The sequence below is a fragment of the Nocardia sp. CS682 genome, from assembly GCF_004634405.1.
Taxonomy (GTDB): Bacteria; Actinomycetota; Actinomycetes; order Mycobacteriales; family Mycobacteriaceae; genus Nocardia; species Nocardia ninae.
On sequence record NZ_CP029710.1, the window covers coordinates 4,455,439 to 4,469,806 of the forward strand.

General features: G+C 68.6%; 12 protein-coding genes. 6 read left to right on the top strand and 6 right to left on the bottom strand.

The genetic code is table 11. The features are described 5' to 3' along the window. The first annotated feature begins 29 nt into the window (after positions 1-29). Complete coding sequence (locus tag DMB37_RS20145) at positions 30-1,805, top strand: glycosyltransferase family 87 protein (protein ID WP_135234040.1); 1,776 nt, start codon at positions 30-32, stop codon at positions 1,803-1,805. Here DMB37_RS20145 and DMB37_RS20150 read toward each other — a convergent pair. Continuing rightward, a complete protein-coding gene (locus DMB37_RS20150) occupies positions 1,787-3,415 on the bottom strand; it encodes a TerD family protein (RefSeq protein ID WP_135234041.1) in 1,629 nt (542 codons plus the stop codon). The two genes, DMB37_RS20145 and DMB37_RS20150, sit on opposite strands and share 19 nt — an antisense overlap. A 32-nt stretch (positions 3,416-3,447) precedes the next feature. Further along, complete coding sequence (locus tag DMB37_RS20155) at positions 3,448-4,848, bottom strand: TerD family protein (RefSeq protein WP_135234042.1); 1,401 nt, start codon at positions 4,846-4,848, stop codon at positions 3,448-3,450. Between the two features lie 184 nt (positions 4,849-5,032). On the opposite strand from DMB37_RS20155, the gene DMB37_RS20160 reads away from it, so the two are divergent. The 5 genes from DMB37_RS20160 to DMB37_RS20180 all read left to right on the top strand — a co-directional run bounded on the left by DMB37_RS20160 (position 5,033) and on the right by DMB37_RS20180 (position 8,839). Further along, on the top strand, positions 5,033-5,656 hold the full coding sequence (locus DMB37_RS20160; RefSeq protein ID WP_107653378.1) for an AIM24 family protein: 624 nt from the start codon (positions 5,033-5,035) through the stop codon (positions 5,654-5,656). Between the two features lie 10 nt (positions 5,657-5,666). Further along, positions 5,667-6,371 (top strand): AIM24 family protein, encoded by a 705-nt coding sequence (locus tag DMB37_RS20165; RefSeq protein ID WP_135234043.1) that lies wholly within the window; start codon positions 5,667-5,669, stop codon positions 6,369-6,371. 2 nt (positions 6,372-6,373) lie between these two features. Beyond that, positions 6,374-7,138, top strand: a complete 765-nt coding sequence (locus tag DMB37_RS20170; RefSeq protein WP_135234044.1) for an AIM24 family protein — start codon at positions 6,374-6,376, stop codon at positions 7,136-7,138. Between the two features lie 79 nt (positions 7,139-7,217). Further along, entirely contained in the window at positions 7,218-8,132 is a 915-nt protein-coding gene (locus DMB37_RS20175) for an SGNH/GDSL hydrolase family protein (RefSeq protein WP_167768891.1), read from the top strand. A 122-nt stretch (positions 8,133-8,254) separates the two neighbouring features. Continuing rightward, positions 8,255-8,839 (top strand): DUF1453 family protein, encoded by a 585-nt coding sequence (locus tag DMB37_RS20180; protein WP_135234046.1) that lies wholly within the window; start codon positions 8,255-8,257, stop codon positions 8,837-8,839. Positions 8,840-8,850: 11 nt separating this feature from the next. Here the strand turns inward: DMB37_RS20180 and DMB37_RS20185 are convergent, their stop codons facing one another. Genes DMB37_RS20185 through DMB37_RS20200 form a run of 4 tightly spaced genes read right to left on the bottom strand, consistent with a single transcriptional unit; the run spans position 8,851 to position 14,366 of the window. Next, a complete protein-coding gene (locus tag DMB37_RS20185) occupies positions 8,851-9,759 on the bottom strand; it encodes an NAD-dependent epimerase/dehydratase family protein (protein ID WP_135234047.1) in 909 nt (302 codons plus the stop codon). Between the two features lie 52 nt (positions 9,760-9,811). Then, positions 9,812-10,654: an HAD family hydrolase gene (locus DMB37_RS20190; protein ID WP_135234048.1), complete on the bottom strand. Its 843-nt coding sequence runs from the start codon at positions 10,652-10,654 to the stop codon at positions 9,812-9,814. After that, positions 10,654-13,155, bottom strand: a complete 2,502-nt coding sequence (locus DMB37_RS20195; protein ID WP_135234049.1) for a phosphoribosyltransferase — start codon at positions 13,153-13,155, stop codon at positions 10,654-10,656. The genes DMB37_RS20190 and DMB37_RS20195 overlap by 1 nt, the downstream gene beginning before the upstream one ends. Next, a complete protein-coding gene (locus DMB37_RS20200; protein WP_206054997.1) occupies positions 13,152-14,366 on the bottom strand; it encodes an HpcH/HpaI aldolase/citrate lyase family protein in 1,215 nt (404 codons plus the stop codon). The genes DMB37_RS20195 and DMB37_RS20200 overlap by 4 nt, the downstream gene beginning before the upstream one ends. Between the last annotated feature and the right edge of the window lie 2 nt (positions 14,367-14,368).

Consider the following 14,368-nt stretch of genomic DNA (forward strand, 5'->3'; position numbering starts at 1 on the left):
TAGTCGAACTCAAGGTAGCGTCGGGGGCCGTGACCGATCAGGAATTGGTGGACCAGCGGACGAACGGGAGCGTGCCGCGGGCCGATGGGGCACCTTCCGGTGGCGCGTACTACGTCGCGCCCGGCCCGCTCGCGCCGGATCTGCGGTCCGCGGACGCCCGGGATCGGCCCAGTCGCAACGACTCGCTCACCGCACAGCTGTCGACCGTCGTCGGCGGGCCGGTCGGTGAGCACGCGCTGATCGGGCGGGCCCGGTTCTGGACGCCGATGCGGGTGCTGCTGGCCTTCACGGTGGTGTTCCTGGCGTTCGGCTGGTTCAGCAAGGCGGGCTGCATCCAGCAGACCGGCGCCGGCGAGGGATCGCTGACCCTCGATTGGAACAACGGACGCCAGTACGTGGCGATGTGCTACTCGGACACCGTCCCGCTGTACGGCGCGGAGCGGTTGAACGAGGGCGCCTTCCCGTACAAGAAGGACTGGACCGAGAAGACCCCGGACGGCGGCCAGGAAACCCGGTACATGGAGTATCCGGTGTTGTCCGGTCTGTACCAATACCTTTCGATGCGGATCGCCAAGGCCTGGGATGCCGCGCCGCTGCCCGGCGCGCTCCAGGTGGTCATCTACTTCAATGTCGTCGCCTTCGGCCTCGCGCTGGCCTGGCTGATCACCGTGTGGGCGAGCGCGCAGCTGGCCGGGCGCCGGGTGTGGGATGCCGCGCTGATCGCCTGCTCGCCGCTGGTGATCGTGCACATCTTCACCAATTTCGATGCCCTGGCAACGGCTTTCGCCGCGACCGGCCTGCTGGCCTGGGCGCGCAGACGCCCGGCCCTCGCGGGCCTGCTGCTGGGTCTCGGTGGCGCCGCCAAGCTGTATCCGCTGCTGCTGCTCGGCCCGATCGTGGTGCTGTGCCTGCGCGCCGACCCGATGCAGCGGCTGCCCAGCACTCAGCTCGGGCTGCGCTTCCGCGATATCGACAGCTGGTCGGCGGCGCAGGACTGGGTGCGCGAAACCCCGTATCGCATCCACCTGTTCAGCCTGCGGCCGCTCGGCGCCGCGGCCGTCGCGGTCGCCGCCGCGCTCGGCACCTGGGTGGTGGTGAACCTGCCCATCGCCGCGCTGTACCCGAACGGCTGGCGGGAGTTCTTCCGGCTCAACACCACCCGGCACGCCGACCCGGACTCGATCTACAACGTGATCACCTCGTTCACCGGCTGGAGCGGCTTCGACGGCACGCTCAGCCACGGCGAACCGCCGGTCATCCTGAACGCGGTGTCCCTGCTGGCGTTCGTCGCCGCGTGCGTGGCGATCGGCTACATCGCACTGACCGCGCCGCAACGCCCCCGGCTCGCTCAGCTGTGCTTCCTGGTGGTTGCCGCGTTCCTGGTGACGAACAAGGTGTGGAGCCCGCAGTATTCGCTGTGGCTGGTGCCGCTGGCCGTGCTGGCGCTGCCGCATCGGCGAATCCTGTTGGCCTGGATGACGATCGACGCGCTGGTCTGGGCGCCGCGCATGTTCTACTACCTCGGCCTGGACAAGAAGGGCCTGCCGGAGCAGTGGTTCACCGGCACGGTCGTCGTGCGCGATCTCGCGGTACTCGGCTTGTGCGCCTTGATCGTTCGGCAGATCTACCGGCCCGAAGAGGACCTGGTGCGCCGCGATTATGTCGACGACCCGATCGGCGGCATCGTCGACCGCGCGCCGGATCCGTTGCTGCCCTGGCTGCCCGAGCTGCTGCGGCCCCGGGTGGCGCCGACCCGCGAGTGGCACTCGCAGGTCGGCGACTCGGCTCAGTGGGTGCGCAGGTAACGCGCCAGCAGCACCGGATCCTCGGGCAGCGTGTCCAGGTCCAGCTGCCAGGGGCTGCCGGTCCACGGATCGAACAGCGGTGCGCCTGCGATCGTCGGCAGGTGCCTGCACGACTGTGACAGCATCGCCACGGTGGTGTCGCTCGACTCGGATTCGTCGCTGCCGATGATCACGATCGACAGCCCGATCAGCTCGCCGCGCACCATCAGCGAACCGATGCGCTGCGCGTCCGAACTCTGGTAACCGTGCGGGAAGTCGGCCGCGATCAGGATTCGGTGTTCCTCGGGCGGACTGCCCATGCCGCTGGTGAACGCCAGCTCGGCCAGCTCGGCGGCCTGGACCAGCTCCTGCAGCCGCGCCGAGATCTCGCTGTGGTCGGTGATCGACGGCCCGTTGAGCACCGGCGCGAGCAGGTCGGTGAAACCGCTGAACGCACCGGTCAGATCGATGATGTCGACCAGCGTTCGCCGCCCGGGCGCCGCGGTGAGCAGCCGCGCGAGCAGCGCGCTCACCACCGGCGCGACCGCGCGGGTGGACTCGGTGTCGATCCACAGCGGCCGATTCAACGGCACCGGAACGCAATACGGCACCCGCAGCGTCCCGCGTTCGCGCGCGTACAGCTCGCCGAGCCGGATGCCGTCGCTCGGCGTGACCGGTTTCTCCCAGACCGGCGAGTCCCAGGACGCCAGCGCGGGCGGCAGCATCAGATCGGCGTCGGCGAGCTCGCGCACGAGCTGCGCGCTGTCGCGCTGATGGTTGCTCTCGGCGGTGGCGATCAGTTCGTCGTTGCGTTGCTGTGCCGCCCGGCGCGCGGCGTCGGCGACCGGGGTGTTCCTGGTCTCGGGATCCGCGACCGCGACCGACAGTTCCTGGTCCAGCCGCTTGGCCGCGTAGTCACGCGCGGACAGCAGCGCGGCGGCCGAACGAGCGGCATCCTCGAAGATCATCCACAGGCGTTCCAGGCCGTGCCCGACCTCCAGTGGCGCCGCCGCCGCGGAGCGGGCTTCGCTGGCCATCGGACCAGCCATGGTGTGTACGCCCGGCCCGGTCTGGTGGGCCGCGGTCGGCTGGGGCACCGCACCGACCTGTGCCGCTGAGCCGGTCTGCGCGGCGGGATCGGCCGGGTCGTCCTCGACCTCGACGCCGTGCGCGGTCAGCAGCACACCGAGGCCACCGGAGTAGCCCTGCCCGACGGCGCGCAGCCGCCAATCGGTGCCGCGGCGGTACACCTCCAGGCAGATCAGTGCCGCCTCCCCTGCCGATGGCGTGATCACGAATTCCGCTGTGGTTCGGTCGTTCTCGGACAGCGTCGCGGTCACCGTGCCGAGCCCGCCCGGACTGGCGGGCACGGCCGGGTCGGCGCTGACCACCAGCAGCACCGCCTTGGCGTCACCGCGCACCTCGGGCAGCGTGATGGTCACTTCGTCCGCGTCCAGCCGCACCCCCGCGGCGGTCGGCTGGTTGTAGAACACGAAATCCTCGGGGGCGAAGACCTTGAGGTTCTCCGCCACCACCAGCGCCGAAACATCCAGTGCCGCATCGGCTTTCGCCCGGAATCGGACGACATTGCCGGTCAGTGGCGTGTTCTGACCGGCCTTCAGTTGAATCACCTTGTCTGCCTTGCTGTTCGCGCCGGCCCCGATCAACCGTGCTGCAGGAACCGGCCGAGATGGGGTACTGCCTCACCGGGATGCTTGGCCGCGAAGCCTTCGCCGAGCGCCTGCATCTTCCAATCGTTGCCGACCCGGAAGACCTTCGACATCGCCATCGCGGTGAAGGGCATGCCGCCGGCCAGGGTGTACCTGGCCAATTCGGCATTGGTGGTGCCGTCGACCAAGCGGCAGAACGCATTCTGCACCTGTTCGAAGGTGTGCCCCTTGTAGGAGGTCACGATGAACACCAGCGTGGACACGTGCGCCGGGATGCGGGTGAGATCGACCAGGATCACCTCGTCGTCGCCCTCGCCCTCGCCGGTGAGGTTGTCGCCCTGGTGCCGGATCGAGCCGTCCTTGGAGGTCAGCTGGCCGTAATAGGCGACGTCCACCGGGTTCGTGTCGGCGAACATGACCACCGACGCGTCGAGGTCCACATCGACGGTGCGGTTGCCGAACATGCCGCGGCTCTTGACCGGATCCCAGCCCAGACCCATCTTGACGAAGGTCAGCGCGGCGCCGCCCTCCTTGCGGAGCGTGACGCGCTGGCCCTTCACCAGGCTGACCGGGCGGTCCTTGCTCAGGCTCACCTCGGCGGGCGGCTGCTGCGGCGGAACCGGCTGTCCGGGTGGCGGATACGCGCCTTGGCCGGGTGCGGCGCCCGGTCCGGGCGGCGGCGGGTAACCCTGGCCCGGCGGCGGGTAACCGGGACCGGGCGGCGGATAGCCGGGGCCGGGCGGCGGGTAACCACCGGTCGGCGCGTACTGCGGATCCTGGGCCGGGTACGCCGGTGTGGTCGGCGGCGGCTGCGTCGGGTAGGCGGGCGGCGGCGGTGGCGGTGGCGGCGCGGCCTGCGGTGCGGGCGCGGCCTGCTGCTGGGACGACGAATCGTCGACCGTCACGCCGTGGTCGGTGACCAGCGCGGCGAAACCGCCCGCGTAGCCCTGCCCGACGGCGCGCACCTTCCAGCTGCCCTGGCGGCGGTAGAGCTCGAGCGCGATGACGATCGACTCGGTGCTCAAGCCCTCGATCTGGTACTCGTACAACCGATTACCCGTCGCGTCGGACACGATCGCGGTCGGCGCGGGGAATTGCCCGAAGTTGCTGTTCGCGTCGTCCAGCGTGATCACAGCGCGAATCTGCGCGATATCGGCGGGGACCGAGTTCAGCGACACGGCAAGCGAGGCGGGCTGCCCGGCGGGTGCGGGCTGCAGGTTGACCCCGGGTCCGCTCGGCTGGTTGAAGAAGACGAAGTCCGCGTCGGAGCGGACCTTGCCCTGCTCGGTGACCAATAGTGCGGAAAGATCCGCCGGCGCCGTGAGCTGGATGGAGATCACCACGTCGTTCGTGGCCAGCGGACCGTTTTGGCCCTTGGCGAGTGTTGCGGACAAGTTAGACCCTTCGCTTGTCGGTGCGTTCGAATGCCACTCTACGAGAAAGGCGCGGGCAACGGTTCCGGTAAACACCCTCGTTGACCCCGACAGTTGCCGGGGCATCGGCTAATGTGTCGACACGCAGTTGGAATGTGGGGTTTTTCCATGTTCCCGTAACGAGACAGCGAGCAAAAACACCCTCATGGCGCAACTGTTCGAACAATCCAAGAAGGTGATCGAGGCGCACCTCGCCGGGACGAGCCTACGGGCGATATCCGGGTCGATGATCGCCTACGAAGGCAACGTGCAGTTCAAGGCGGCCGGTTTCGGCGGCGGCGACGGCGTGCTCGCCGGGCTCAAGCGCCGCGCCACCGGCGAGAAACTCGCGCTGATGGAGTGCTCCGGCAACGGCCGGGTCTTCTTCGCCGTGAACGGCCAGCACGTCACCGTGGTCAACCTGAACAACGAGACACTGCAGGTGGAGTCGCAGCAGCTGCTGGCCTTCGCCGGGAATCTACGCACCGACGTGCGGTTCGCCGGCCTGCGCGGCGCGTCGACCGGCGCGGGGCTGTTCACCACGACGGTGTCCGGGCAGGGGCAGGTCGCGCTGTTGTCGGCGGGCGGGCCGCTGATCCATCTCGAGGTGTCGCCGCAGTACCCGCTGGTGGTCGACCCGGACGCGTTCGTCGCCGCGCGCGGCAACCTCAATCAGTCGTTCGTCACCGACGTCTCCTGGCGCACGGTGGTCGGTCAGGATGCGGGCGAGGCGTTCTCGCTGCGCTGGGACGGCCAGGGCGTGGTGTTGATCCAGCCGGCGGAACGGTAAGGGCGAGCGGATGTTCGAGAAAGTCAACAGCAAGGTCGTCAAGGTCAACGTCGGGATGGCGGGTGGCGTGGCCGCCCGCACCGGCGCGATGCTGTTCTACACGGGTGACGTTTCCTTTGCGCCGCACCAGATTCCGGGCGGCCAGGCGATGGGCGGCGGCGGCGGGTTGATGCGCATGGCCGGCCGCATGATGGCCGGTGAGCACGAGCGCACCATGCTGGCGCAAGGCACCGGTGAAGTGCATTACGGATTCGCGGGACTGGAAGTCCATGTGGTCCACATGCAGCCGGGTGCGATGCTGCGGGTCGAGGCTTCGCGATTGCTGGCCAATACCGCCGGTTTGCAGAGCTCCATTGTCTCGGTGATGAGTTCGGGTGGCGGCGGAGGCGGTGGCGGCGGCGGACTGATGGGTGCGCTGCGCGGCGCCGCGACCGGGGCGCTGACCGGCCAGGGCATGTTCACCACGCAACTGTCCGGGCAGGGTGCCGCCGTCCTGCTGGCCCACGGCGGATTCCTGGAACTGCAAGTGGGCGGCCCGAATCCGATCGTGGTGGACCCGCAGGCGTTCGTCGCCGCGTACGGAAACGTGCAGACCGAGCTCAAGACCGCGCTCAGCTGGCGCGACGCGGTGGGTCGCGGTTCCGGCGAGGCGATGCAATTGCATTGTGTCGGTCAGGGTGTCGTGTACGTGCAGGCGTCGGAAGAGAAGTTGTGACCATGACCGATATCTTGAATCCGATGAATCTCGGTGACAGCGACAATATTCCGGGAAACAGCTACGCCTACTGCATCGACCTGAACAAGCCGTGGTTCATGCGCAAGGGCGCGATGATCGCCTACTACGGCGACATGCGATTCCAAATGCTCACCCATGGCCTGCAGGGCGGGCTGATGCACATGGTGGCGCAGCAATTCTCGGCGCCGCTGTTCACCGGCGACTATGTGGTGGCCGAGGGGCACGGGAAGCTGATCATCGGCGACCGCGGCTACGACATCAATTCCTATGACCTCGAGGACAACGGCAACCTCACCATCCGCGCCGCCAACCTGCTGGCGTTCGAGCCGGGCCTGTCGCTGAACCAGTCCATCGTGCCCGGCTTCCTCACCCTGATCGGCACCGGCAAGTTCCTGGCCTCCTCCAACGGCCCGGTCATGTTCGCCGAGCCGCCGCTGCGGGTCGACCCGGAATCCCTGGTCGGCTGGGCCGATTGCCCCTCCCCCAGCCATCACTACGACCAGCGCTGGATCTCCAGCTTCCTGGCCGCGGGCGCCGCGCGCTTCGGCGTCAACTCCGGCGAGGAACGCCAATTCGATTTCACCGGCGCGGGCACCGTGCTCATCCAGTCCAGCGAGAAGGTGATCAGCGACGCCATGCTGGTCCGCACCATCGAGGGCCAGATCCAGAGCGGCATCACACCCACCGGACTGCAACGTCTGCAGGGGGTCATCGCTCAGCAGTTGGGCGGGCAGCAGGGGTACTGAGTACCCGTCCGGGGCGGCGCCGCCCTGGACTGCGCTACGTTCAGACAAAGCCAGACGTCTGGACAAGGTGGTCGATACCGTGGCACGACGTACGAAGCTGTTCCGAACCCTGGTGATCGCGGCTGCCGCTGTCACCAGCGCCGGCCTGAGTCCCGCAGTGGCCGTCGCGCAGCCCGGCGCGCAGTATGTCGCGCTCGGTAGCTCCTACGCGGCCGGGCCGGGGATCGCGCCGGTCGTCGACACCGGGTGCGCCCGATCGGCGCAGAACTATCCGCGCCTGCTCGCCGACGCGCTCGGGCTCGCGCTCAGCGACGTCACCTGCTCGGGCGCTACCACGGCCCACATCCTGGACACTGCGCAGCGACTCCGGGACGGGCGGTCGGTACCGGTACAGCTCGACGCGGTGACCGCCGATACCCGGCTGGTCACCGTCACCGTCGGCGGCAACGACCTGCGTCTCGTCGGCACCATGATCACCCAGAGCTGCGGTAACGCTGCCGCCCAGGCGTTTTCGCTGCCCACGGCGGCGGCGGAGGTGGCGACCCGCGGGTGTGCGCTCGGTGGCGGCGAGCTCGCTGGGCCGTCGATGGATACGGATTACGGTCGCGTCGAGCAGGCGCTGGTGCGTATCGCCGACGCGGTGCACGCCAAGGCACCCGATGCTCGCGTGCTGTTCGTCGACTACCTGCCCGTCGTAGACCGCGAAGCCACCTCATGCACGACCGTGCCCCTGCAACCGCACCAGGCCAGCGCCGCGCGTGCAGGCTATGACGGGCTGCTCGCCGCGACCGCCCGCGCGGCCCGCTCGGCGGGCGCCGACGTCATCGAGGTCGACCAAACCCACACACCGTGCACATCCACCCCGTGGGTCACCGGTTTCGCCGATCCCTTTACCCGCACACCGGATCTCGCCGCCGTCATGAGCTCGTACCATCCCAACCTCGACGGCATGACCGCCATCGCCGAGCAGATCGCCGACCTGATCAGCAGGTAGCCGCCCGCAGGTGGCGGCGGCCGAACGACCCGCAGTCATCCTTCGGATCGTCCGTTCGGCGGACGCGGTGGCACTCGGGGCGGGGTTAGTTTCCCGGCAGGACTTTCGTGCTGGGAGGCGCCATGAGTGTGGGGTTGATGCTCGTCATCATCGTGGGGGCGATCGTGATGATCGTGAAGCGGTTCATGGGGGAACCGGTGGACGCGCGTGACACGTTTCTGACGCCGTTGATCCTGGTGGGGATCGGTATCTACAGCGTCACCAGGGTCGAGGACCTCAATGGCGTCGACATCATCTGGCTGGTGATCGGTGGTGTGGTGGGCATCGCGTTCGGTGCCGTGCGTGGCACCACGACGGTGCTCTTCGAGCGGGACGGGCATCTGTGGCAGCGTTATACCGCGAAAACCCTTGGCGTCTGGGTGACTTCGGCGGCGGTGGGCTTCGGCCTCAACCTGCTCGGCAGCACCATGGGGATGCATCACGACGCCAAACCCATCACCCTGTCGATCGGTATCAGCATGCTCGGTGAGATGTGCACGCTGGGACTGCGCGCGCTCGCGACCGGTATTCCGTTCGCGCCGGACAAGAAGGCCGCGGCAACTCGGCTCGAGACGTACATTCCGCGGCAGCGGCCGAGAACCGAACGCTCGACAGCCCTGCGCGACAGCCGCGACTTGCTCGAGCAGTTCCGCGACCGTAGGCGATGATCACGAGCCGATCATGAGATCTCGTGCTGGGCGGCCCATCCGTCACGCAAGATCGTAGTCAAGTCGGATCTCGTTGCTTGCCAACCTAATTCGCGATGGGCCAGGCCGCTGTCGCTGACCAGCAGCGGTGGCTCCTGCGCCGCGGGCCGATGCTCGACAACGATGGCGCGACCGGTCAGCCGAGTGGCCTCGGCCACGAGTTCAGCGACACTGGTGCCACCGCCGCTGCCGATGTTGTACCGGCGGCACGCACCGCGCTCGGGCAGATGCGCGACGGCCGCCGCGAAAGCCGTTGCCGCGTCCTCGATATGCACGTAGTCGCGCACCGCGGTGCCATCACCGTTGATCGCCAGGAAAGGCTCGTCGCCCGCCGCTACGGCGAGGACGCGCGGCACGATCCTGGTCGGATCCGGGTCCGCACCGCCCGCGATATTGAACAACCGCAGAACAACAGCCGCGAGCTGACCGGTCGCCGCCTGCGCGGCGATCACCGATTCGGCGGCCGCCTTGCTTGCCGCGTACGGATGTGGCGGACGGTCCGGCAGTTCCTCCGACATCGGCTGCCGGTCCGGCGTGCCGTAGATCGACGCGGTGGACGCGAACACCAGCCCGCCCACCTGCGCCGCGGCCATCGCACGCAGCAGCGCGACCGTGCCACCGACATTCACCTCGAAGTAGCGCAGTGGATCGGCGAGGGACTCGCGGACGCGAGTGAGCCCGGCCAGGTGACACACCACATCGATGTCGCGGACAGCCGCGGCCAAGGCCTCCGGGTCGAGCAGGTCGGCAGTCCGAACCGGACCCTCCCCCGGCGTCCCCGCGCCACGCACCAGCCCGATCACCTCGTGCCCGCTGACCCGCAGTCGCTCGACGACGGCACCGCCGAGGTAGCCGTTCGCACCCGTCACCAATACCCGCACCCGCACATTGTCGGGTGGCGCAGCGCGCGGTCGGCCACCGGGCCGACGGGACCTACTCAGCCGACGGTGCGCCCTTGATGAACCAGTTGATGATCTCCTCGCCTGCGAGGATGCCGGTGGCCCGGGTGATGGTGAGGTTGGGGTGGGTCCAGTTGAGATGTTCGAGTTCGCCGTGCCGTGGCCGGATGGCGTAGTCGGCGGCGCGCAGCATCTCGGCGTCGAGGGCGCCGTCGCCCGCGGCGAAAGTCTCGGCCTCGGTGGCGAGTTCGCCGGATTCGAGCAGACGGCGGCGGACCTCGGCGACGGCGTGGCTCTTGCAGACGACGTCGGGCATCGAGTAGATCTTGCGGCCCTGCTGGGAGGCGGACCAGCCACGAGCCCGGCACCAGGCGTCCCACTCGGCCAGGAAGCCGGCGGGAACTTCCTTGGGGCGCACGACGAGGTAGCAGAAGAGGTCGTCGGCCTCGCGGAATTTGGTGACCCACGAATCGTCGATACGGGCCCGGAGTTCGGCGGTGACCTCAGAGAGCGTCGCGCCGCCCGCGCGGACCTTGGCATCGATGTCGATGCGCCAGCGCAGGTCCGGCACGCCGTCCACGAGGATGTTGCCGCCGTTGCTGGTGATGGCGTAACGCCATGGGGCGCCGGGCAATTGGATGCGGGTGAACTGCTTGATGGTGCGGGTGGTCGTCGGGATGACGGCGGCGGGTTCGGTGAGGGTCTGCATGCGCAGCGCGGCGGCGGTCGTCATGAACGACAGCGGCGCACCCTCGAGATGTTCCACGCAGACGGTCGGCACGTCGGCGGTCGCGCTGAACGCGTTGCGCGAGTAGATCATTGTCCGGTCCAGGTCGGTGGCGACCAGCGTGCGTCTTCGGGGTCTTCGTAGCTCCATCACGGCTGCTGCACGTCCTTGATCAGTCCCATACACGAGTAGGCCAGGTCGGGCACGACCTCGACCGGCACGCCGCGGGCCGCGGCGAGCAAGCGAATGTGCGCGTGTTCGGGCGCCTCGGCGTCGCGCACCAGCACCAGCCACGGCATCCGCCGCAGCAACACCCGGGTGGTCTCGCCGACGCCGGGCTTCACAAAGTTCACACTGGCGACGCCGTATTCGGCGCGGACCTGCTCGACCGAGGCCCAGCCCGCCCAGGTCGGCGTGCGATCGCTGTCCCGAACGGCCGCGACCGCCGCGGGCACCCGAGCGCGGACTGCATCGAACGCGGCGGTCACGGTATCGATCAGGCGCTGCGAGACGTCGTCGTCGGCGAGTTCGCGGTAGTACTTGGCACCGTGGAACTCGCCCGGCCCGATCAACGTGTCGTTCAGCACCGTGCGGGAAACCAGGCCGGACACAGTCGAATTCAGGCAGGCGGACGCAATGAGGAAGTCATCGCGCGTGCCATAGGTGCGGACGCAATGCCCAGGGTCGGCGAGCACGGCGAGCTCATCGTTGAACCGCGCACCGCCCGCCGCGTGGTACGCGTCGAGCGCCTCGGTGAGCTCGCGCGTGATGGCGCCCTTGCCGGTCCAGCCGTCCACGAACACGATCGAAGTCGGATCATGATGGCGCGCAAGGTAATCCAGCGCGACAGCATCGATACCGCGATCCCGCACGATGGAGACCGCGTAGTGCGGCACGTCCAGGCGCCCGGCGGCCCGCCCGGAGCGCAACCAGCGCCGCATGAGAATGCCGATCGGTGTGCCCGCCCGCGCCAGCGACACCAGCACGATGTCGTCGCCGCGTTCGGCCACCACGAGTTCGGCGACGGTGGCCACGGCCAGCGCCAGCCGTTCGGCACTGTCGGCGAGCACCTCGTCGAACAGCGAACGGTAGGCGGCGTCGGGCTGGTACTCGATCGGCAGCGACTCCGCGTAGTGCGCGACACCGGCTTGGATGCGCCGTTCCCGTTCGGCCACGTCGGCCTCGAGGTCAACGTCGGACAGGTCCTGCAACAGCCACGAAACGTCTTCGGCCGCATACGAACCGAACTCGGGACCGTGCAGCGGTTCGGGCAGTGCGCCCGCCACCGTGGCGTCACCGCGCGCGGCATGCAATGCGCGGGGATCGGCACCGGGGATCACCGCGACGAGTACATCGGAGCCGGAGGCGGTCAGCGCATCGACGAGCCCACCGTCCGCGACCAGCGCGGCGGTATCGGCGGGCGGGTCGATGACGACGACCAGCACCGGGTCGACGGTCTCGACCGGCGCAGCACCTTCGGGCTGCCCGGAGAACTCCGCCGTCCAGTGCGCGTTGTACAGGTAGCGCGGCGCTTCCTGATCCGATTCCGGTGCGGTGAAACGGAATCCGCGGCGCAGCGGGTATCCAGGCTCGTCCAGCACGTAGGCCGGTGACCGCGTGGTGGTCTGGTATCGAGTCGGCGTGCCGGAGTCGGCCAACTCCGCCGCGAGCCGCAGCGGCAGATACATCAGCTCCTCGTGCGCGAGCACGATCACGGGCCGTCCTGGGTAGGTGAGCTCGAGCCGCGACCGCAGCACCTCGTGCGCGGCCTCGACGGCCGCGTCGAACGCGGCGAGGTCCGCACGCAGGATTCCGTGCCTGCCGCCCTCGGGCACCGTTGCGGGCCAAGGCAGCTCGACTCGTTCGAACGAACCACGCTGTGCAGCAACGGGGTTCAGTTCAGGTTCCGGCAGGTCCGCGACCGCGTCCACCAGACCGTCGGGCAGCACGGTGCGCCCCGACGCCAGGCAGACGGTGTCGATGCTGACGCCGAGCTCGGCGGCCGCCTTGTCGAAGGCGATGCGATCGGCGTCCAGGCGCATATCCACCAGCGAGGCGAGCAGGTAGTGCGAGCGCGGCGAGAAGGCGTGCAGCGCCCGGATCGCGTCGAGCGCCGTTGCACCGGTCGAGATTTCGTCGTCCACCAGCACCAGCGGAAGATCGTTCACAAAGATATCGGCGGGCACGGGTTGCAGCAGATGCGAGGTGGCGTGCGAGTGCCCCTCCTCGAATCCGGTGAGGGTCTGCGCCTCGGCGACGTCGCGCCGCGTCGAATGCAGATAACCGACCGCGCCGATCCGCGCTGCCACGCAATGCCCGAGCCCCGTCGCGGTTTCGGCGAAGCCGAGCACCAGCGCCTCGCGGTCACCGAGCAGCTCACGCACCAGGTCACCGAGCCGATTACCGCCGTCGAGCACCACTCGCGGGTCGGTCGGCAGATGCTTACCGAGCACGGTGGACACCAGCAGATGCGCGCGCCGCGGATTGCGGCGCAGGCCGGGCTGAATCAGCTCCGCGATGGCCAGCTCGGCGGGCAGCGCACTGGCCTGCCCGGCATCGATCGCACTGTACGACTCTTCGTGGTGCAGTCGAAGACCGAGAGTTTTTGTCGCCCAGGGAATTCCGACAACGTCGAGCGCAGCGCCGGTCATACCGTCACCAACGCCGTCAACAAATCCACGAACGAAACTCCCTTATTCGCCACACCGAAAACCCGCGCCCGCAACAGCGTCTGCCGCGCCCAACTACGGTGCGGGCGCATTTCATTCATCTTGTTCCGATAACCCGACGCCGCGACGCCGCCGACATCCACCTGCAGAATGTCCAGCGCGTCCGAGTACTCCTCGTGCGTCACCACCGACAGCGCGTGCACCGCCGCCACATGCGACGGATGGATCACCGTTTTGCCCTGGATCCCGTTGGCCCGATCCAGCGTGATCTCGCGCAGCAGACCGTCGAGGTCCCGGCTCACCAGGTACTGCCGGAACGGCACCGCGTCGGACTCCTCGAAGGGCGCGGTGCGCAGTAACGGCCGGAACATCCGCTCGTGATCGGCGAAGTACTCCCAGACCGGCCCGGTGATCACGAAACCGGTCCCGTCCGCGCGGCCGAGGTAGTTCACGATGTCGGCGATCACGTCGGCGACCACCCGCACGTCGTAGATCGTCAGATCCCGGTCGCGCCGAATGCCGAACGTCGAGCACATGTCGGTCGCACCGACCCGCACCGCGAGCACCCGCTCCCGATGTTCGGCCAGCAACTCCGCGATCAGCGTCAGCTCCTGGTCACGCGTCTGCCGGTGCACCAGCCCCGCCGATTCGAGCACCGGCATCCCGTAGATGGGCCTGCCCAGCCGCCGCATCGCCGCGTCCAGCGCGGCGAGATACTTCGGCCCCGTCGTGCTGTCGAACTTGGGAAACACGAAGCCGGTCAGCACCGAGGCGCCCGCACCCAACTGCTCGACGATCTCGCCGATCGTGTCCGCGTCGCGCACCCGGACGAACAGCAGCGGATTCGAATCACCGTTGGCCGCCAACAGGTTGAGCGTGTCCACCGTCTGCCGTTTGGCCAGCTCGACCTCGTGATCGGCGACCGCGTCTTCCAGATCGATCACCATCGAGCACACGCCGCGTTCGGCGCGTTTGCTGATGGTCAGTGCCAGGTCCGGCCGGGTGGCCGGTGCGTACAGCGTCGCGCCGAGGCCGACGGCCAGTAGTTCCCGATCGGTGTAGTCGTCACCGAACGGCTCCGGCTCGCGGTGGAACAGATCGCGCGCCTCCGGTCCGTGCAGCTGCCGGAAATGCCGCAGCGGCATGCGCTTCCGCAGGGAAACCTCCCGCTGGACGGCGATGCCTGCGGTCATCG

What these genes read in the sequence shown, in the direction of transcription:
- DMB37_RS20160 (WP_107653378.1), top strand. Translation starts at nt 5,033, where the DNA reads ATGGCGCAACTGTTCGAACAATCCAAGAAGGTGATCGAGGCGCACCTC.
- DMB37_RS20165 (WP_135234043.1), top strand. Translation starts at nt 5,667, where the DNA reads ATGTTCGAGAAAGTCAACAGCAAGGTCGTCAAGGTCAACGTCGGGATG.
- DMB37_RS20170 (WP_135234044.1), top strand. Translation starts at nt 6,374, where the DNA reads ATGACCGATATCTTGAATCCGATGAATCTCGGTGACAGCGACAATATT.
- DMB37_RS20180 (WP_135234046.1), top strand. Translation starts at nt 8,255, where the DNA reads ATGAGTGTGGGGTTGATGCTCGTCATCATCGTGGGGGCGATCGTGATG.
- DMB37_RS20190 (WP_135234048.1), bottom strand. Translation starts at nt 10,654, where the DNA reads ATGGAGCTACGAAGACCCCGAAGACGCACGCTGGTCGCCACCGACCTG.
- DMB37_RS20195 (WP_135234049.1), bottom strand. Translation starts at nt 13,155, where the DNA reads ATGACCGGCGCTGCGCTCGACGTTGTCGGAATTCCCTGGGCGACAAAA.
- DMB37_RS20200 (WP_206054997.1), bottom strand. Translation starts at nt 14,366, where the DNA reads ATGACCGCAGGCATCGCCGTCCAGCGGGAGGTTTCCCTGCGGAAGCGC.